The 16,981-nt window shown below is 71.1% G+C and carries 18 protein-coding genes and 1 pseudogene; 9 read left to right on the top strand and 10 right to left on the bottom strand.

What is annotated here, in order from left to right:
• Nucleotides 1-27: 27 nt before the first annotated feature.
• From HNQ79_RS06300 to HNQ79_RS06270, 7 genes are all read right to left on the bottom strand, one after another.
• Nucleotides 28-1,017, bottom strand: coding sequence for a glutaminase (locus tag HNQ79_RS06300; protein WP_185027870.1), 990 nt, complete (start codon nt 1,015-1,017; stop codon nt 28-30).
• Nucleotides 1,017-1,709, bottom strand: coding sequence for a demethylmenaquinone methyltransferase (locus tag HNQ79_RS06295; RefSeq protein ID WP_185027868.1), 693 nt, complete (start codon nt 1,707-1,709; stop codon nt 1,017-1,019). Before HNQ79_RS06295 ends, HNQ79_RS06300 begins: the two co-directional genes overlap by 1 nt.
• A 134-nt stretch (nt 1,710-1,843) precedes the next feature.
• Complete coding sequence (locus tag HNQ79_RS06290) at nt 1,844-2,398, bottom strand: imidazolonepropionase-like domain-containing protein (protein ID WP_185027866.1); 555 nt, start codon at nt 2,396-2,398, stop codon at nt 1,844-1,846.
• 7 nt (nt 2,399-2,405) lie between these two features.
• Nucleotides 2,406-3,602, bottom strand: a complete 1,197-nt coding sequence (gene mqnC, locus HNQ79_RS06285; RefSeq protein WP_185027864.1) for a cyclic dehypoxanthinyl futalosine synthase — start codon at nt 3,600-3,602, stop codon at nt 2,406-2,408.
• Nucleotides 3,603-3,726: 124 nt separating this feature from the next.
• Complete coding sequence (locus HNQ79_RS06280; RefSeq protein ID WP_185027862.1) at nt 3,727-3,987, bottom strand: helix-turn-helix domain-containing protein; 261 nt, start codon at nt 3,985-3,987, stop codon at nt 3,727-3,729.
• A complete protein-coding gene (locus HNQ79_RS06275) occupies nt 3,987-4,277 on the bottom strand; it encodes a DUF2975 domain-containing protein (RefSeq protein WP_376699977.1) in 291 nt (96 codons plus the stop codon). Before HNQ79_RS06275 ends, HNQ79_RS06280 begins: the two co-directional genes overlap by 1 nt.
• Before the next feature lie 12 nt (nt 4,278-4,289).
• The gene (locus tag HNQ79_RS06270) at nt 4,290-5,249 is read right to left on the bottom strand and encodes a PrsW family intramembrane metalloprotease (RefSeq protein ID WP_185027860.1); all 960 of its coding nucleotides are present in this window, start codon (nt 5,247-5,249) and stop codon (nt 4,290-4,292) included.
• 94 nt (nt 5,250-5,343) lie between these two features.
• Between HNQ79_RS06270 and HNQ79_RS06265 the strand changes: the two genes are divergently transcribed.
• Nucleotides 5,344-6,552, top strand: a complete 1,209-nt coding sequence (locus tag HNQ79_RS06265; RefSeq protein WP_185027858.1) for a cation:proton antiporter — start codon at nt 5,344-5,346, stop codon at nt 6,550-6,552.
• Nucleotides 6,553-6,961: 409 nt separating this feature from the next.
• The gene (locus HNQ79_RS06260) at nt 6,962-7,993 is read left to right on the top strand and encodes an alpha/beta hydrolase (RefSeq protein ID WP_185027856.1); all 1,032 of its coding nucleotides are present in this window, start codon (nt 6,962-6,964) and stop codon (nt 7,991-7,993) included.
• 107 nt (nt 7,994-8,100) lie between these two features.
• On the opposite strand, the gene HNQ79_RS06255 is transcribed toward HNQ79_RS06260, so the two are convergent.
• Nucleotides 8,101-8,973 (bottom strand): menaquinone biosynthetic enzyme MqnA/MqnD family protein, encoded by an 873-nt coding sequence (locus HNQ79_RS06255; RefSeq protein WP_268253552.1) that lies wholly within the window; start codon nt 8,971-8,973, stop codon nt 8,101-8,103.
• 367 nt (nt 8,974-9,340) lie between these two features.
• On the opposite strand from HNQ79_RS06255, the gene HNQ79_RS06250 reads away from it, so the two are divergent.
• Nucleotides 9,341-9,544 (top strand): cold-shock protein, encoded by a 204-nt coding sequence (locus tag HNQ79_RS06250; RefSeq protein WP_112451444.1) that lies wholly within the window; start codon nt 9,341-9,343, stop codon nt 9,542-9,544.
• 174 nt (nt 9,545-9,718) lie between these two features.
• Here HNQ79_RS06250 and HNQ79_RS06245 read toward each other — a convergent pair.
• Nucleotides 9,719-11,440, bottom strand: a pseudogene (locus HNQ79_RS06245) (AMP-dependent synthetase/ligase).
• Between the two features lie 91 nt (nt 11,441-11,531).
• On the opposite strand from HNQ79_RS06245, the gene HNQ79_RS06240 reads away from it, so the two are divergent.
• The 6 genes from HNQ79_RS06240 to HNQ79_RS06215 all read left to right on the top strand — a co-directional run bounded on the left by HNQ79_RS06240 (nt 11,532) and on the right by HNQ79_RS06215 (nt 16,248).
• Nucleotides 11,532-12,566, top strand: a complete 1,035-nt coding sequence (locus tag HNQ79_RS06240; RefSeq protein WP_185027855.1) for an AraC family transcriptional regulator — start codon at nt 11,532-11,534, stop codon at nt 12,564-12,566.
• A 134-nt stretch (nt 12,567-12,700) separates the two neighbouring features.
• Nucleotides 12,701-13,903: a lipase family protein gene (locus HNQ79_RS06235; protein WP_185027853.1), complete on the top strand. Its 1,203-nt coding sequence runs from the start codon at nt 12,701-12,703 to the stop codon at nt 13,901-13,903.
• A gap of 344 nt (nt 13,904-14,247) precedes the next feature.
• Entirely contained in the window at nt 14,248-14,487 is a 240-nt protein-coding gene (locus HNQ79_RS06230) for a hypothetical protein (protein WP_185027851.1), read from the top strand.
• A 190-nt stretch (nt 14,488-14,677) separates the two neighbouring features.
• Nucleotides 14,678-14,911 carry a chaplin gene (locus HNQ79_RS06225; RefSeq protein ID WP_185027849.1) on the top strand — a complete coding sequence of 78 codons (234 nt, stop codon included), beginning with the start codon at nt 14,678-14,680 and terminating at the stop codon, nt 14,909-14,911.
• A 144-nt stretch (nt 14,912-15,055) separates the two neighbouring features.
• Nucleotides 15,056-15,883, top strand: coding sequence for a chaplin (locus tag HNQ79_RS34420; RefSeq protein ID WP_185027847.1), 828 nt, complete (start codon nt 15,056-15,058; stop codon nt 15,881-15,883).
• A gap of 50 nt (nt 15,884-15,933) precedes the next feature.
• On the top strand, nt 15,934-16,248 hold the full coding sequence (locus HNQ79_RS06215; protein ID WP_185027845.1) for a hypothetical protein: 315 nt from the start codon (nt 15,934-15,936) through the stop codon (nt 16,246-16,248).
• A 159-nt stretch (nt 16,249-16,407) separates the two neighbouring features.
• Here HNQ79_RS06215 and HNQ79_RS06210 read toward each other — a convergent pair whose 3' ends face one another.
• Nucleotides 16,408-16,899, bottom strand: coding sequence for a DUF5949 family protein (locus HNQ79_RS06210; RefSeq protein WP_185027843.1), 492 nt, complete (start codon nt 16,897-16,899; stop codon nt 16,408-16,410).
• Between the last annotated feature and the right edge of the window lie 82 nt (nt 16,900-16,981).

The following is a 16,981-nucleotide window of genomic DNA, read 5'->3' as shown; positions in this document are numbered from 1 at the left end:
GCAGAACCCCCGCGACGGGCCCGCCTGCTAGAACACCGAGAGCCCCGTCAACGTGGTGAACCGGTCCAGTGCCGCTATGCCCGCCACCGAGTTCCCCTGGGCGTCGAGCCCCGGGCTCCACACGCACACCGTGCACACCCCGGGCACCACCGCGACGATCCCGCCGCCGACGCCGCTCTTGCCGGGCAGTCCGACCCGGTAGGCGAACTCGCCCGCCGCGTCGTACGTCCCGCAGGTCATCATCACCGCGTTGATCTGCTTGGCGAGGCGGCGCGGCAGCAGCCGGGTGCCGTCGGCGCGCAGCCCGTGGCGGGCCAGGAAGCGGGTGGCCAGGGCCAGGTCGGCGCAGTTCATCTCGATCGAGCACTGCCAGAAGTAGTGGTCGAGGAGGGCGGGGATGGAGTTGGCGATGTTGCCGTACGAGGCCATGAAGTAGGCCAGGGCGGCGTTGCGGTCGCCGTTGTCGGACTCGGAGGTGGCGACCTCGGGGTCGAAGGCGACGTCCGGGTTGCCGCTCTCCTGGCGTACGAATTCGAGGAGTTCGCTGCTCGCGTCGCCGGTGAGGGTCTGCAGGCGGTCGGTGACGACGAGCGCACCCGCGTTGATGAACGGGTTGCGGGGGATGCCGTTCTCGTACTCCAGCTGCACCAGGGAGTTGAACGGGTTGCCGGACGGCTCCCGTCCGACCCGCTTCCACAGGTCGTCGCCGCCCTGGGCCAGGGCGAGCGCGAGGGCGAAGACCTTGGTGATGGACTGGGTGGAGAAGGGCCGCTGCCAGTCCCCCACCCCGTACACCTTGCCGTCGAGATCGGCGACGGCCATGCCGAAGCCGGGCTCGACGCAGGCGAGGGCCGGAATGTACGCCGCGATCTGGCCCCTGCCGATCTGCGGGCGGATGTCCTCCTCGATCTGTCCGAGGATGCTCTGGAAGTCGAAGTCGACGGGCGGGTCGGGTTCGGGCTGGGGCCCGTGTGCCGTCTGCCCGGCCGCCGCTCCCCCGCCGCCTGCCGTGCCCATCAGACCCGTACACCCCGGTGGAGCGCCACGATGCCGCCCGACAGGTTGCGCCAGGCGACCTGGGACCATCCGGCGCCCTGGAGCCTGGTCGCGAGGCCGCGCTGGTCGGGCCACGCGCGAATGGACTCGGCGAGGTAGACGTACGCCTCGGGGTTGCTGGAGACGGCCGTGGCGACCGGCGGCAGCGCCCGCATCAGGTACTCGGTGTAGACGGTGCGGAAGGGCGCCCAGGTCGGCTGGGAGAACTCGCAGATCACGATCCGTCCGCCCTTCTTCGTCACCCGGAACATCTCGCGCAGCGCGGCGTCCGTGTCGACGACGTTGCGCAGCCCGAAGGAGATGGTGACGACGTCGAAGGACTTGTCGTGGAAGGGCAGCTTGGTCGCGTCGCCCGCGGTGAGCGGCAGGTGCGGGTGCTTGCGCTTGCCCTCCCGCAGCATGCCGACGGAGAAGTCGCAGGGCACGACGTACGCCCCGGTCGCCGCGAAGGGGAGCGAGGAGGTGGCGGTGCCGGCGGCGAGGTCGAGGATCCGCTTGCCCGGCCCGGCGTCCACCGCCTTCGCCACTTCCTTGCGCCAGAAGCGGTCCTGGCCGAGGGAGAGCACGGTGTTGGTGAGATCGTAGTTCGCCGCCACGTCGTCGAACATCGAGGCGACTTCGTGCGGCTGCTTGTCCAGGGATGCTCGGGTCACCCGGCCATTGTGCCGGTTGGCGGAGGGGCAGGCATGGGCGGCTCTCTGAGCCGGGGCTCCCCGAGTTCCGGGAATCCGCGCGGCCGGCCGCGCCGCACCCGCACCGCCGTCCGCCCGGCGGCTCCCCCGGGGGCTCAGGCCCGCCGGAACACCAGTCGTCCCCCGACCACTGTCGCCAGGCACTCCCCGCCCGGCTCCGCGAAGACCGCGAAGTCGGCGACGGCCGAGGACGTGAGCGGGTCCGGGCGCGGCGCGGGCAGCACCCGTACCGGCGAACGGTCGACGGCGGCCCGTACGGCAGGATGGGTGAACGGGCCCGCGACGGCGGTCACGCCCTGCGCGAGCAGGCGCTGTACGCCCCGCCGGGCGCTCGCCCCCCATCGCTCGCCGGTCATCCCGAGGCCGTGCAGCCGCGCCCCGGAGAGGGGCTCGGTGCCGAACTCGGCGGCCTCGCGGGGGTCGGGCCAGTAGTGCGCCTGGAGGAGGGCGACGGCGTCCGGCTCGAAGCGTCCGGGGGCGAGATGTCCGTCCCACTCCCTGGTCCGCGCACCCGCGCCGACGCGCGCGGCCAGTTCGTCGTACCCGCCGACGGCCGTGATGCGGTCGCCGTCCACGACGACCGCGTCGCCGGCCGGGTCCTGCGCGCCGTCCGCGGTACGGATGCCGCGCGCCCGGTGAATGGTCGGCACAACGGCCTCAGTTGGAGGCGAGGAGCTTCAGCTCGGGGTGAGCGGTACCGCCCTCGATCGCCGTGGAGGAGAGGTGCGAGACGACGTGGTCGTCGACCGGGTCGTTCGCCGGGTCGGTGTGCACGACGAGGTGCTCGTACGTCGTGGCGCGCTGCGCCGGGACCCGCCCCGCCTTGCGGATCAGGTCGATGATCTCCATCCGGTTGGAGCGGTGCTTGGCTCCGGCGGACGAGACGACGTTCTCCTCCAGCATGATCGAGCCGAGGTCGTCCGCGCCGTAGTGCAGGGAGAGCTGGCCGACCTCCTTGCCGGTGGTCAGCCAGGAACCCTGGATGTGCGCGACGTTGTCGAGGAAGATCCGCGCGATGGCGATCATGCGGAGGTACTCGAAGAGGGTGGCCTGCGTCCGTCCCTTCAGCGCGTTGTTCTGCGGCTGGTAGGTGTACGGGATGAACGCGCGGAAGCCGCCGGTCCGGTCCTGTACGTCGCGGATCATGCGCAGGTGCTCGATGCGCTCGGCGTTGGTCTCGCCCGTGCCCATGAGCATGGTGGACGTCGACTCGACGCCGAGGCGGTGCGCCTCCTCCATGATCTCCAGCCAGCGCTCGCCGGACTCCTTGAGCGGCGCGATGGCCTTGCGGGGGCGGGCCGGGAGCAGCTCGGCGCCGGCGCCCGCGAAGGAGTCGAGCCCGGCGGCGTGGATCCGCTGGATCGCTTCCTTGGTGCTCACCCTGGAGATGCGGGCCATGTGCTCGACCTCGGAGGCACCGAGGGAGTGGATGACCAGCTGCGGGTACGCCTTCTTGATCGCCGAGAAGTGCTCTTCGTAGTACTCGACGCCGTAGTCCGGGTGGTGGCCGCCCTGGAACATGATCTGCGTGCCGCCCAGCTCGACGGTCTCCGCGCAGCGGCGCAGGATGTCGTCCAGGTCGCGGGTCCACACGTCGGGGCTCTTCGGCGCGGCGTAGAAGGCGCAGAACTTGCACGCCGTGACGCACGAGTTCGTGTAGTTGATGTTGCGCTCGATGATGTACGTCGCGATGTGCTCGGTACCTGCGTAACGGCGGCGGCGCACGGCGTCGGCGGCCTGGCCCAGCGCGTGCAGCGGGGCGTCCCGGTACAGGTCGAGGGCCTCCTCGGGGGTGATGCGGCCACCCTCGGCGGCACGGTCAAGGACTGACTGGAGGTCGGCCTTCTCGGTCACCGGGGCGGTTCCTTCCCAAAGGGGTGCACGGCAGGGTGCGGGGCGTACGGCAAGACCGATCCAGCGTACGCCAGGGCGGTGGCCCCGCCGTGGGCGGCCGGACCGCGCCCCGGCGGGGCCCCGTTCAGGCCGGTCCGGCGGGACCGGTGGGGTGGGCGGGACCGGCGGGGTCGTGGCTGATCAGGTCCCCGGGCTGGCACTCCAGCACCTCGCAGAGCCGCGACAGGGTCGAGAAGCGGACGGCCTTGGCGCGCCCGTTCTTCAGCACGGACAGGTTCACGACGGTGATGCCGACCTGTGCGGACAGTTCGGTGAGCGTCATGCCGCGTGCGGCGAGGAGGCGGTCGAGGTGGATCCGGATCGAGTGGGGTTCCTCTTCGGGCATCAGACGGTCCCTTCGAGGTCCTCTCGCATGCGTACGCCCTCGCGCATGATCTTCCCCAGGACGACGGCGGCCAGTCCCGCGAGGACGAGCACCTGCGGCCCGGCGACCGTCGGGCCGGAACCCACCATGGGTGCCATGCTGCCGACCAGCCAGGAATCCGACCAGCCCGCCAGGAGACCCGCGAGCGGGGAGCCCACGGCGACGAACCAGCCGAGGAAGAACAGCCGCCCGGCCACAATGTCGGTGAAAGGCCCTTCCTGCAACACCCCCTTGAGCAGCCGGCTGAACAGCAGCAGCCCGTGTCACGCGCGGTCCGGGGTCCCTCCGCGGGGCGGCGGGGCCGGCGTGCGGGCGCGGGAGGAGCGGGCCAGGGTGGCGAGCCAGGCCACGCCGACCAGCGAGACCAGGATCAGGCCGCCCACGGAGAAGAGGGTGAACAGGTGCTGCTGCGCCGCGGTCGGTTCCGGGATGTGTCCCTGGGCGAACAGGGAGCGCTGCAGGTCGTCGGCGGGTGCGAGACGGGCGACGATCCAGATGGCGAGGCCGTGCATGGAGTCCCACAGGGCGTGCAGCAGGGAGACGCCCAGATAGGTGCCGAGGACCGGGCCCGAGAAGCGGAAGCGGCCGTCGGGCGAGCGGAAGCCCAGCAGCGCCCCGCCCGCGATCGCGGTCCACAGACCGTGCCCGAAGGGGGCCAGCAGGCCGCGCAGCACCTCGGTCTCCAGCAGCGCGCGAAGGTCGAGGCCCCGCAGGGTGACGACGGAGTTGAAGGCGTACCCGGCCGACTCGAACGCGGCGAAGCCGAAGCCGACGGCCGCACCGAGGACCAGACCGGCACGCAGTCCCCGCAGCTGCCTGTGCCGGCGCACGACGAAGACCAGCGCCAGCAGCTTGGCCAGCTCCTCGATGAGGCCGACGCCGATGAACATCCACCACGACGGGCGCAGCAGATAGCTCTCCATGACCGACGCACCCAGCACACCGAGAATGCCGCCGGTCACGAAGCAGCCCGCGATCAGCCCCAGGCCGAGGTCGCGGCCGTGCCGCTCGTACGCCCACAGGACGAAGACCAGCGGCACGAGGAAGCTGCCGAGCAGGATCAGGGTGGGCAGCAGGGTGGTGTTCCGGGTCGCGTACGTGACGACGGCCGCCAGGATCCACAGGGCGAGCCCGCCGAACAGGCAGCGCCGCCACAGACCCGGGCGGGGAGCGGAATCGGGGGCCGCGGGACGGGGCGGGGCGGGTGCGGCGTGCGGACTCATCGAACCTCCGGAGACGGACTCGTCGATCGCCCACGGAGACCCACCACGAGGCCCCGGAGGTCCACTTTGCGCCAATTTATGCTAATCAGTACCCATGTCGCACCCCGGGACCCTCATCCTGATCATGGCCGTCGCGGTCCTCGCGCCCCTGCTGGCGTATCTGACCGCCCGTCGGCTGGCCGTACCCGTGGCGATCTTCGAGATCGCCCTCGGCATCGTTGTCGGCCCCGACGTGCTCGGCTGGGCGCACCACGACGAACTCATCGACACGCTCTCCCACCTGGGCCTGGCAATGCTGATTTTCCTGGCCGGGTACGAGATCGAGTTCCGGACGGTACGCGGCGACACCCTGCGCCGATCCGTGGCGGCCTGGGTGGTGACCCTGCTGGTCGCGCTGGGAGCCGCGTTCGCGCTCACCGGCGGTGAGGTCGCCAAGAGCTTCGTCATCGGGACCGCGCTGACCAGTACCGCGCTCGGCGCCGTCCTGCCGATGCTGCGTGACTCGGGGAGGCTGGAGGGCCGTTTCGGCACGGTGGTCATGGCCTTCGGCACGGTCGGCGAGTTCGGCCCGATCATCGCCATCTCGCTGCTGCTCAGCGGCCGGTCGCCGGGCATCTCGACGGTGCTGCTGTGCGCCTTCGCCGCCATTACGGCGGGCGCGGTGTTCTGGGCGCTGCGGCCGCGCCCGCCGTGGTTCTCGCGGATCATCGCCAAGACCCTGCACAGCAGCGGCCAGTTCGCGGTCCGGCTGGTGATGCTGCTGCTCGCCGCGATGCTCGGCCTGTCGTACGCCTTCGGCCTGGACACCCTGCTCGGCGCCTTCGCCGCCGGGCTCCTCACCCGGCTCGTCCTGGCCGGCGCCGCCCCCGAGCACAGCGGCGAGGTCCTCGGCAGGATCGAAGCGATGGGTTTCGGGTTCCTGGTGCCCCTCTTCTTCATCGTCACCGGCATCGACTTCGACCTCGACGCCCTGTTCTCCGGCGGCCGCCCCCTGTTGCTCCTGCCGGTCTTCCTGCTGCTGTTCCTGCTGCTGCGCGGCGGCCCGGCCTACCTGCTCGCCCCGCGCGACCTGTCCCGCCGGCAGCGCACCTCGCTGGCCCTGTACTCGGCCACCTGCCTGCCCCTGGTCGTCGCCATCACCACCATCGGCCTGGACGAGAACGTCCTCACGGCGGGCGAGGCCGCCGCACTGGTCGGTGCGGCCATGGTGTCCGTACTGCTCTTCCCGCTGCTCGCTCCCCGCCTGCTGAAGGACGGCGCACGCCGCACCGAGCGGGCGGACGCGACCCAGGAGACCTGGTGAGGGGCAGCCCTGACGCCGGGTGAGCGTGCCGTGCGGCTTGCCCTGCTGCGCGGAGGGTGACCCGTACCGGAGCGCGCCGTCCGGGGTGCGGGTGAGGACCAGGTCACCGTGGCGGTGCCGTGCGGCGCGCCGGCCATGCCGCCCGACCCCAGCCGCCCGAGCAGCCGGTAGTCACCGATATTCTGCGGTTGATCCGCTTCCAGCGGTTGCATGGCGTGCGCTCCCCCGAAGAACCGACCCTGCACTCGTACCGCGGACCACAGTAGGCCCGACGTGTACGCAATCACTCGGACAATTCGGGCATGGGGCGAACCGAAGCAGCGGCAGCCGCATCTTCCTCTGCGCGACCCCCACCGCACCCACCCGCCACCATCCGTCCCCCACCCCGCCGTCCGCCCGGAGTCCGAGAATGAATCGCCTGACCAGCCGCCTGATAGCCGTCACCCTGATCGGCTCCGCGACCCTCCTGTCGCTGACGGCCTGCTCCGACGAGGGCGATCCGTACAGCTTCAACTCGGCGGACGGCAACGGCGGCGCGGTCCGCAAGAGCGGCCTCGACCGGTCCTCCGCCACCGCCCACGACGCCAAGAGCCTCCTGCCGACGGGACCGCGCGCGGACTTCTCCGTCTTCCGCACCCTGGACGACGGCACCAAGATCGCGCAGACGACGCTGACCGGAATGAAGTCCGGGTTCACCGGCAAGGTCTGGGTGTGGGCACCCAAGCAGTACTTCGACCCCCGGTACGCGGACAGCGGCTTCCCCGTACTGATCGCACTGCCTGGGTCGTACGGATTCGACAGCAACTACTGGACGAAACCCACCAACCGGTTCCTCGACACCGTCGCGAGGATGGCGGACGAGGGTACCGGCCTGCCCTTCCTCGTCGTGATGCCCGTGCTGAATCCGGAAAAGCGCTATTACGACGGAAGCGATATCCCGGGCCGGCCGAAGATGGGCACCTGGATGACACAGGACGTTCCCGATTTCGTCCGGGCGAATTTCCGTACCTTCGATTCGCGGGACGGCTGGGCGTTCATGGGTTCGTCGTCCGGCGGATTCGTCGCGCTGAAATCCGTACTCAAGTACCCGAACCGTTTCAAGGCGGCCATCTCGTCGGGTCCGGACATCGTTCCGGATTCCCCTCTGTGGAAGGGCCACCCGCGGGAGAAGCTCGCGAACAACCCGCGCAAGCTGGCCGGTGACCTGCTCGGGCGCAAGGACGCCCCGGACGTCTACCTGGCGTTCCAGGTGGGGTCCACGGAAACGCTGATCCCCCGGGTCAACCGATTCATCAGGGAGTTCGGCAAGGGCCCGATCAAGACCCGGCTCCAGGTCGTCCCGGACGGCGTCCACAACCCGGCGACGTACGTGCGGGGCATGGAGGCGGGCAGCCTGAGCTGGCTCAGCTCGCACCTGAAGGCGCCGGTGCCCGCCGCGTAGCGACGTGCGCACCGCCCGCCGGCACGTGCTCCCCCGTCGGGCCGCTTCTCCCCGCCCGCGACCGACGGCTCGCCGCTCGCTACTCGTCGCTCCCTACTCGCTACTCGCTACTCGCCGAGCAGGGTGACGTGGACGTCCTCCGGATAGCCGGTGGTCGCGCCGGTCCTGCGCGCGAACTCCCGCACGCCCTCGATCTGGTCCGGCCCGAAGCGGAAGTCCAGCGTCGTGAAGTACTTCTCCAGGAGATCCGCGTCGAAGTCCTCCCAGCGGGCGGCCTGATCGGCGACCCGGTCGACCTCCGCGAGGGACAGGTCCCGGGATGCCAGAAACGCCTCGTGGGCCGTGTGCACGTGGTGCGGTTCGCGCGCCAGATAGTCCTTGCGGGCCGCCCACACCGCGAAGACGAACGGCAGCCCCGTCCACTCCTTCCACATCTGCCCCAGGTCGTGGACCTGGAGGCCGAGCCGGGGCGCGTCGTGCAGCGAGGCACGCAGGGCCGCGTCCCCGATGAGCACGGCGGCGTCCGCCTCGCGCATCATCAGGCCGAGGTCCGGCGGGCACGTGTAGTAGTCGGGCTCCACGCCGTACTGCTCGGCAAGGAGCAGCTGCGCCAGCCGTACGGAGGTGCGCGACGTCGACCCGAGGGCCACCCGCGCCTTGTCCAGCTCCGCCAGCGGCACCTTCGAGACGATCACGCACGACATCACCGGGCCGTCGCAGCCGACCGCGAGGTCGGGAAAGGCGACCAGGTCGTCGGCGTTGCGGAGGAACTCGACGAGGGTCACGGGCGAGATGTCCAGCTCGCCGCGCACGAGCTGCTCGCTGAGCCGCTCGGGGGTGTCCTTGGTCAGCTCGAAGTCCAGCAGGGTCCCGGTCCGTGCGAGGCCCCAGTACAGGGGCATGCAGTTCAGGAACTGGATGTGGCCGACGCGGGGCCGGGTGCGGTTCGGCGTCAGCTCGCCAGCGGTTGAATTGTCCACATCGTGAGGCTAGACCCGGCCGGAGCGGAGGACCCCTCCGGGGGTGGTCGCGAGCCCCGCCGGAGGGCGTCGCCAGCGGTGGGCACGGGCGGCGTCGGAAGCCCCGCCGGAGGGCGTCCGGAGCAGCGCATAAACAGACTTCTGTACCCCTCCCGGGGACAGCCGACACGCCCGTTTCAAACATCCGGGTGACGTGATCTTTCCCTCTACCGCTTGGCTGAGGGTGCGTGCTAGGCTCGCCCGCAAGTTGCAGTTTGGTTTCCCTTGCAGTACAGAGCCTGCGGAGCATGTAACCCCGCGGGCTTTTGTTTTCAGACTTCCTTGTAGGTTCTGGAGCAGGGCAACCCTTTGGCCCATGGGAGGGCTTATGGCTACCGGAACCGTCAAGTGGTTCAACGCTGAAAAGGGCTTCGGCTTCATCGCCCAGGACGGCGGCGGCCCGGATGTCTTCGTCCACTACTCCGCGATCAACGCGGCTGGCTTCCGCTCCCTCGAGGAGAACCAGCTCGTGAACTTCGACGTCACGCAGGGCCCGAAGGGCCCGCAGGCGGAGAACGTCACCCCCGCCTAAGTCCTCGGACTCAATCGGAACCGACCGATCGCGGTCGATTACCCGCATTACCCAAGGAGCCCTGTTCCCGGTTTACCGGAACAGGGCTCCTGCCTTGTGCCGCCCCTTTCCCGCACGCCCGCCGACACGCTCGTGGCCGCCGTTGCCCGCACGCCGGCCGCCGCCGGTCCGTCGCTACCGGTACAGCGCCTCGATCTCTTCCGCATGGCGTTCCAGAACCGCACGCCGGCGCACCTTCAACGTCGGCGTCAGCGCCCCGCCCGCGACGCTGAAGTCCTCGTCGAGGACCGCGAAGGCACGGATGCGGGCCGGCCGGGACGCCTGCGCGTTGGCCGCCTCCACGGCCTGCCCGACCAGCTCCCGCACCGCCGGGTGCTGTCCGGGACGCTCCCCCAGCTCGTGGCCCTCCCGGGCCGCCCAGGCCGCTGTCTACTCCGCGTCCAGGGTGATCAGCGCGACCGGATGCGGGCGCCGGTCGCCCGCCAGCACCGCGTGCGACACGTACCGGGACTGCTGCAGCGCGTGCTCGATGGGGGCCGGGGCGAGGTTCTTGCCCGCGGACGTGATGATCAGGTCCTTCTTGCGCCCCGTGAGCGTGAGGTAGCCGTCGGCGTCCAGGCACCCCAGGTCGCCGGTGTGCAGCCAGCCGTCCGCGTCGAGGACCTGCCGGGTGGCGGCGGTGTCCCCGTGGTACCCGGCGAAGACCATGGGGCCGCGAGCCAGCACCTCCCCGTCCTCCTCCGCGATACGGATCTCGCAGCCGGGATAGGCCTGCCCCACCGTCCCGTACCGGACGGCCCCGGGCCGGTTCAGCGAGATCACCCCGCCGGACTCCGTCATTCCGTAGCCCTCGTACACCGGGACCGAGCAGGCCCGCAGGAAGTCGAGGGTCTGCGGCGCGATCGGCGCGGCCCCGGTGAGGGCCCAGCGCAGCCGCCCGCCGAAGGCGCCGCGCACGAGACTGTAGAGCGACTTCTCGGCGGCCTCGTACGTCGCCCGGTCGGCGTCCGGAAGCCGCCCTTCCGCCGCGAGGAGCCCGACCCGTACCGCCTCCTGGAACCGTTCCTTGCCGCCCTCCTGCGACTCCGCGAGCCCCAGTACCACCGAGTGCACCTTCTCGAAGAGACGCGGCACGGACGGCAGGTGCGTGGGCGCGACCTCCGCCAGTTCCCCGATCACCTCCTCGATCCGGCCGCCGAAGTAGCACAGCTCGCCCCCGAACAGGAGGGTGTTGAACTCGATGAGCTGGGCGAGGAGGTGCGCGAGCGGCAGGTAGAGGTACGTCCGGTCGCCGGGCCCGCCGTCGATCGTCTCGGCTCCGCCGTCGAGCACGGCCCCGAAGTTGGCGTGCGTGAGCCCGCACCCCTTGGGGGGACCCGTGGTGCCGGAGGTGTAGACGAGGGAGCAGAGGTCATCGGGGCGCACCGAGGCGGCGCGGGCAAGGAACCCGTCGAGGGGGACGGAGTCCCGGGGCAGCCCGCCCAGCTCGTCGAAGAGGACCGTCCGTGCCCCCGGAGCCGCTCCCGCCACGCGCTTCGCCTGCGCCGCGCTCTCGCACAGCACCAGCCGCGCGCCCGAGTCGCCGAGCACCCACGCCACTTCGCTCTCCCCCGCCGTCGGGTAGACGGGCACGACGACACCGCCCACCGCCAGCACCGCGAAGTGCGCGTACGTCCACTCGACGCGGGTCTCGCCGAGGATGCCGATCCGGTCGCCGGGGCTCACCCCGGCCGCCATCAGCCCGCGCCCGATCTCCCGCACCCGGTCGCGGAGCCTGCCGTAGGAGACGGGCCCGGCCCCCTTCGCCCGGAGGGCGGGCAGCTCCCCGTACCGCTCCCCGGCCCATTCGGTGAACTCCGCCAGCGCCGGTGGGCGCTCCTTCGTCGTCGCCGTCATGACTCGAAGGTAAGTACGTACGGCAGTGGGGGAGATGACGGGAAACGTCACCCCCGCTGACCCGCGCGCTCAAAGCCGCTACCGTCGCGCCATGGGGAAGCGGACGATCACCGTGCACCATGTACGCGCCGTGCTGCGCGGGGCCGAACGCGCCGGCGCGGACACCGTCCCGCTGCTGCAGGCGGCGCAGATCCCGCCGCTCCTCCTCGGGGACGACCGGGCCAGGGTCACGAGCGTCCAGTTCGCCCGCCTCTTCCGGGCGCTGTACCGCACGACCCAGGACGAGTTCCTGGGCCTCTCCGCCACCCGCAGCCGCCCCGGCACCTTCGCGATGATGTGTTACGCCGCGCTGGCCTGCCCCGACCTCGGCCGCGCGACGGAACGCGGAACCGCCTTCTACGCCCTCTTCGACGGCGGGCCCGACCTCACCCTGCGCCGGACCGGGACCGAAGCGGTCTTCACCGTGCACAACCCGCTCCACACCGACGAGGACCGCTTCCTCACCGAGTGCATGTTGATCATCTGGCACCGGCTGTGCAGCTGGCTGACGGGTCGTCGCCTCCCGCTGCTCTGGGCGGAGTTCGGCTATCCGCCGCCGCCCCACCAGGACGAGTACGAGTCCCTCTTCGGCTGCCCGGTGCGCTTCGGGGCCGCCCGGACCGCCGCCGGCTTCGACGCCCACTGGCTGGACGCACCGCTCGTCCGGGACGAGGCGGCCCTCGACGCGCTCCTCCGCCGCGCCCCGTTCGACCTCCTCACCCGGCGCGAGTACGGCACGACCGTCGCCGAGCAGGTGCGCCGCTCCCTCGCCCGCTCGCTGCGCACCTCCCCCCGTCTGCCGACGCTGACCCAGACCGCCGCCCGCCTCGCTGTCAGCCCGGCGACCCTGCGCCGTCGCCTCGACCGCGAGAACACGTCGTTCCAGCAGCTCAAGGACGCCGTGCGCAGGGACGCCGCGATCGCCGGCCTCACCGAGGGCCGCGAGCCGATCGCCGAACTCGCGGCACGGCTCGGCTTCTCGGAGGACACCAGCTTCCACCGGGCGTTCCGCAGGTGGACGGGGACGACACCGGGTGCGTACCGAGTGGCGGTGCACACGTACGGGACTCCGCGTCAGCGAAGCTGAGCATTCCGGTCAGCGCCTTTCCTCGTTCCCTGTCACTACGTTCTCCTCACACACATCCGCAATGCCGCGCCAGACCGCCGTACGAGAGAGCCGCACCCCCCATCCCCCCACTCGCTGCTCGTAGGGAGAGCCGTATGTCCGTGTCCGTACGTCACAGAGTGCTCGCGGCGTCCGCAGCCCTCGCCCTGTCCGCCGCCCTGCCGTCCGCCGCGACGGCGACGGCCGCCGAGAACGCGCCCACCTCTACCCGGGCTCCGGCCGCGCAGACCGCCGCCGCGCCCGGCGACCTCGTCTCCACCTCACCCACCGCCTTCCGCACCGTCCCCCTGCAGCCCACGAACACCGACGCGTGGCACATCGAGTACCGCTCGACGACCGCGAAGGGCGCACCGAACACCGTCTCCGGCACGGTCATCGTGCCCAAGGACGGCAGGAAGGGCCCGCGCCCCCTCGTCACGTACGCCGTCGGCACGGTAGGCATGGGTGACCAGTGCGCCCCGAGCGCGGGCTTTCCGCACGGCACGACCGTCGAAGCGACCCTCATCAACCAGGCCGTGCAACGGGGCTGGGCGGTCGCCGTCACCGACTACGAGGGACTCGGCACCCCCGGCGACCACACGTACACCGTCGGCCGCGCCGAGGGCCACGCCGTCCTGGACGCCGCCCGCGCCGCCCTTCGCCTCCCGCCCTCCGCCACCGGCCTCACTCCCGCCTCCCCGGTCGGCATCATGGGCTACTCGCAGGGCGGCCAGGCCAGCAGCTGGGCGGCCGAACTGCACGACTCCTACGCCCCCGAACTGAACGTCAAGGGCACGGCGACCGGCGGCGTCCCCGCCGACCTGATGGAGGTCGCCGCGTTCAACGACGGCAACGTCGGCGCGGGCCTCATCCTCATGGCGGCGGCCGGTCACGACACGGCCTACCCCGAGCTGAATCTCGACTCGTACCTCAACATGCGGGGCAAGGCGTACGTCGACTTCATGCGGAAGAACTGCGTGGCGATCAACTCGATCTCCGCCCCGTTCAAGCGCATCAGCGAGGTCACCACCAGGAACCCGCTGGAAGCCCCCGACTGGCAAGCCAGGCTCGCGGACTCAAGGCTCGGCACCCACGCCCCCGACCACCCGGTGTACCTCTACCACGGCGGCGTCGACGAACTGATCCCGTACCAGGTAGGCGCCCGGCTCCGGGCCGACTGGTGCAGGACGGGCGCAAACGTCCAGTGGCGCTCGCACCCCCTCCTCGGCCACATCGGCGGGGTGACGGCCGGAGCGTCCCCGGCCATGGACTGGCTGACCGACCGCTTCACAGGCAAGCCCTCCACCGGCAACTGCTAGGCGCCACACCCCGAGCTGCGAAAAGGGGGCCGCAATGGGTTCGGGCCCCCTTTTCGCGCACGCACGCCAGGGAACGGGCCGACGCGCGCACACCTGGGAAACGAGGGGAGCGCCGGAACGTTATTGCGCGATCTCCCCACCTCGGGCGGCCACTCCCTGCCGAGCGCCGAGCGGGTATGCGGTTGTTCCGTTCCGTATCCGCGGCGTTGGCGGGCCTGCGGGCCGCGGCTGCCCCCAGAGGGACGGGGCACCGATCAGGGCGCGAATGCCACGGGACGGAGCGTTACTTCCGAAGGGTGCGGCTCGTTGCGCCTGCGACCAGCCGAATCACGCAGGAGAAGTCAATGCGCCACCAGCAGGCCTGCGCCGCCGCTCTCGCCGCCCTCGTCTCCGCCTCGGCCCTGGTAACCGCCAGCACCGCTCGGGCCGCGACCCCCGAGGTGCCCCCGGCGCCCCGTCCCGCCGCCGCGGCGGCCGACGACCTGCTCGGCGGGCTCCCTGTCCTGGGAGGTCTGACCAGGGGCGGGCCCCCCGCCGCGGCCGTCCCCGCAGGACTTCTCGGCGGTCTTCCTCTTGGGGGCTGAGCCCCTTCATTCGCCGACTTGTATGCAGTGGCCTTTCAGGTGACAAGGAAAATTCACGGAATTGAGTGAGTTTCCTCCCTGCCGTCAGATCGTTATGTATGAAGACGGCGGCACTACGGGATTCCCATGTGGACTCGTGCAGCGCGAAATACGTGGCTGTTCAGGGTGCCACCGAAAGAAAGGTCACGCAATGAAGTACAAGAAGTTCGCCGTGGTTTTCGCCGGTTCGCTGATGGCCCTGGGTGCGGCCTCCCCCGCCATGGCAGAAGCCGAGGCCGAGGCCGTGGCATCGAACTCCCCCGGCGTCGTCTCCGGGAACGTGGTCCAGGTTCCGGTCGAGGTGCCCGTGAACTTCTGCGGCAACACCGTCAACGTGATCGGTCTGCTGAACCCGGCCTTCGGCAACACCTGCGTCAACAAGTAATTCAGCATCCGAACCCTCGCGCGTTCGGAACCCGGTCGGCCCCTGAGTACGCGCCATGTACTCAGGGGCCGACCAATCAGCGCCTCCGCATGTGTGGACGAGCAATCGGCTCCCCCGCAAGCATGAAAGACAGGGAACGGCGAAGTGCGACAAGTATTGCGAAAGAGCGTGCTGGTAACCGCAGCCGTCTCGGGCGTCCTCTCCATGACCGGGGGCCATGCCTACGCCGACGCGGTGAGCGAGGGCACGGCCTCGGACTCGCCGGGTGCTCTCTCCGGCAACAGCGCGCAGGTTCCGGCACATGTTCCCGTGAACGCCTGCGGCAACACGGTCGACGTCATCGGCCTGCTGAACCCCGCGTTCGGCAACAAGTGCGCCAACGGGCCGATCCCTCCGGCAGGTCGGCCGCCGACCGGCACGCCCCGGTCCCATGAGCCCCCCGCGGAAGAGCCGCCCGCCTACGAGCACCCGGCAGAAGAGCCACCCGCCTACGAGCACCCGGCAGACCAGCCTCCGGCGGACGAGCCGCCCGCCGACGTACCCCCGACGGATCAGCCGCCGAAGGACCAGCCCCCCGCCGACGAGCCTCCGACGGACCAGCCCCCCGCCGACGAAGAGCCCCCCGGCGAGCCGCCGGTAGACCAGCCCCCGTCGGAGCAGCCCCCTGCTGACCAGCCCCCGTCGGGCAAGCCGCCCGTCGGCGAGCCGCCGGTCGTCGTCCCCCCGGTCGTCGGCAATCCCCCGGTCGGCAAACCCCCGGTGAGCCGGCCGCCGTCGGAGCCGACGCCCGGCAAGTCCGCAGGGCCGGGTAAGCCGCGCACTGTCGAGACGCCCGTTCAGCGCGCCGAGGCCGGCAAGGCACTCCTCGCCGACACCGGGGCCGGCGAGCTCGGTGGCGCCGCTGCCCTGAGCATGGCCCTTCTGGGCGGTGGCGTACTGCTGACCCGTCGCGGACGCGTCGCCCAGCGCTGAAGCCGGCACAGACAGACGAAACCCACCCCGCACGGAATGAGGAAATTTCTATGAAGCGCACGAAGGCGGCTTCGGTTCTGGCCGCGTCGATGGTGGTCGTAGGTGCGGGTTCCTCGTCGGCGGTCGCGGAGTCCCGCATGCCGGCCAGTCCCTCGACGAGCGCCCACCCGGGTGTGGCGCAGGTGGTGGGGGCCGACCACGCCCACTCCGAGCCGCTCGGCGCTCCGATCCCGCTCGTCGACTCCGCGAAGGGCGTGGCCAGGACGGCGAGTGACGCGAAGAACGCGGCCCCGGGGAAGCTGCTCGGCAGCGCGGTCGGCGGCAACAGTACGGGCACGATGCTCGGTGGGCTTCCCCTCGGCTGACGAGGGGGCGGTCCGGCCGGAGCGGTCGTACGCGGACCAGGACGTGCGCGCCGCAACCTGGCCCAGGTTGTCGGATACGACACCGGGGGAGCTGGCCGCCACGCTCTCCGCCTCGCTCCCGGCAGCGGCCGTACCGGCGGTGACACCCGCGAGCGGAACCTACGGTGGCGCGGCCGGGAGACGGCAGTGGGCGGCGGCACGGATGGTGTCCTCGTCGCCCACGAACGCCTGGAGCTGCTCCCGGGTGACCGGCTGTCCGGGCCGGTGGTACGGCCAGGGGCGGGTGGTGAACATCAGGTGCACCTGCCCGCGCTTCTCGGCCGCGGCGGTCCACTGGGGCGGGACGCTGCACGTGACGTTGAGGGGCGGCAGGGTCAGCACCGCGTTGCTGCCGTCCACCACGAGGGTCACCGGGACGCTGGACAGCGCACCGTTCACGATCGCGCCGCCGACCGGCAGCTTCGCACCGGCGAGTAGGGCCCGGACGGCGGCTTCGCCTTCTTCGCTGGTGCCGGTCCCGTCACCGAGGGTGTATGCGAGGAGGAAGGCCGCGTCGTGTCCGTCGTCGGCGTGTTCTCCCGCCCAGGCGAGCACGGCCACAGTGCCCAGGTGTCTGCGGTTGAGAGGTGCGGCGGTTCGGGAGGAAGCCATGCGACAGGACGGTAATTGCGCGGACTGGGCGTACAGCCACGCATGTCACCCACTCAGGCTAAGGAACGCCCCGCCGTAGCCC

The sequence above is a fragment of the Streptomyces candidus genome (genome assembly GCF_014207445.1).
GTDB classification, from domain to species: domain Bacteria; phylum Actinomycetota; class Actinomycetes; order Streptomycetales; family Streptomycetaceae; genus Streptomyces; species Streptomyces candidus.
This window is presented reverse-complemented; position numbering and strand designations above follow the sequence as displayed.

Coding starts and splice junctions, on each gene's coding strand:
- HNQ79_RS06300 (WP_185027870.1), bottom strand. CDS start 1,017: ATGGGCACGGCAGGCGGCGGGGGAGCGGCGGCCGGGCAGACGGCACAC.
- HNQ79_RS06280 (WP_185027862.1), bottom strand. CDS start 3,987: ATGCCCGAAGAGGAACCCCACTCGATCCGGATCCACCTCGACCGCCTC.
- HNQ79_RS06270 (WP_185027860.1), bottom strand. CDS start 5,249: ATGAGTCCGCACGCCGCACCCGCCCCGCCCCGTCCCGCGGCCCCCGAT.
- HNQ79_RS06265 (WP_185027858.1), top strand. CDS start 5,344: ATGTCGCACCCCGGGACCCTCATCCTGATCATGGCCGTCGCGGTCCTC.
- HNQ79_RS06260 (WP_185027856.1), top strand. CDS start 6,962: ATGAATCGCCTGACCAGCCGCCTGATAGCCGTCACCCTGATCGGCTCC.
- HNQ79_RS06250 (WP_112451444.1), top strand. CDS start 9,341: ATGGCTACCGGAACCGTCAAGTGGTTCAACGCTGAAAAGGGCTTCGGC.
- HNQ79_RS06240 (WP_185027855.1), top strand. CDS start 11,532: ATGGGGAAGCGGACGATCACCGTGCACCATGTACGCGCCGTGCTGCGC.
- HNQ79_RS06235 (WP_185027853.1), top strand. CDS start 12,701: ATGTCCGTGTCCGTACGTCACAGAGTGCTCGCGGCGTCCGCAGCCCTC.
- HNQ79_RS06230 (WP_185027851.1), top strand. CDS start 14,248: ATGCGCCACCAGCAGGCCTGCGCCGCCGCTCTCGCCGCCCTCGTCTCC.
- HNQ79_RS06225 (WP_185027849.1), top strand. CDS start 14,678: ATGAAGTACAAGAAGTTCGCCGTGGTTTTCGCCGGTTCGCTGATGGCC.
- HNQ79_RS06215 (WP_185027845.1), top strand. CDS start 15,934: ATGAAGCGCACGAAGGCGGCTTCGGTTCTGGCCGCGTCGATGGTGGTC.
- HNQ79_RS06210 (WP_185027843.1), bottom strand. CDS start 16,899: ATGGCTTCCTCCCGAACCGCCGCACCTCTCAACCGCAGACACCTGGGC.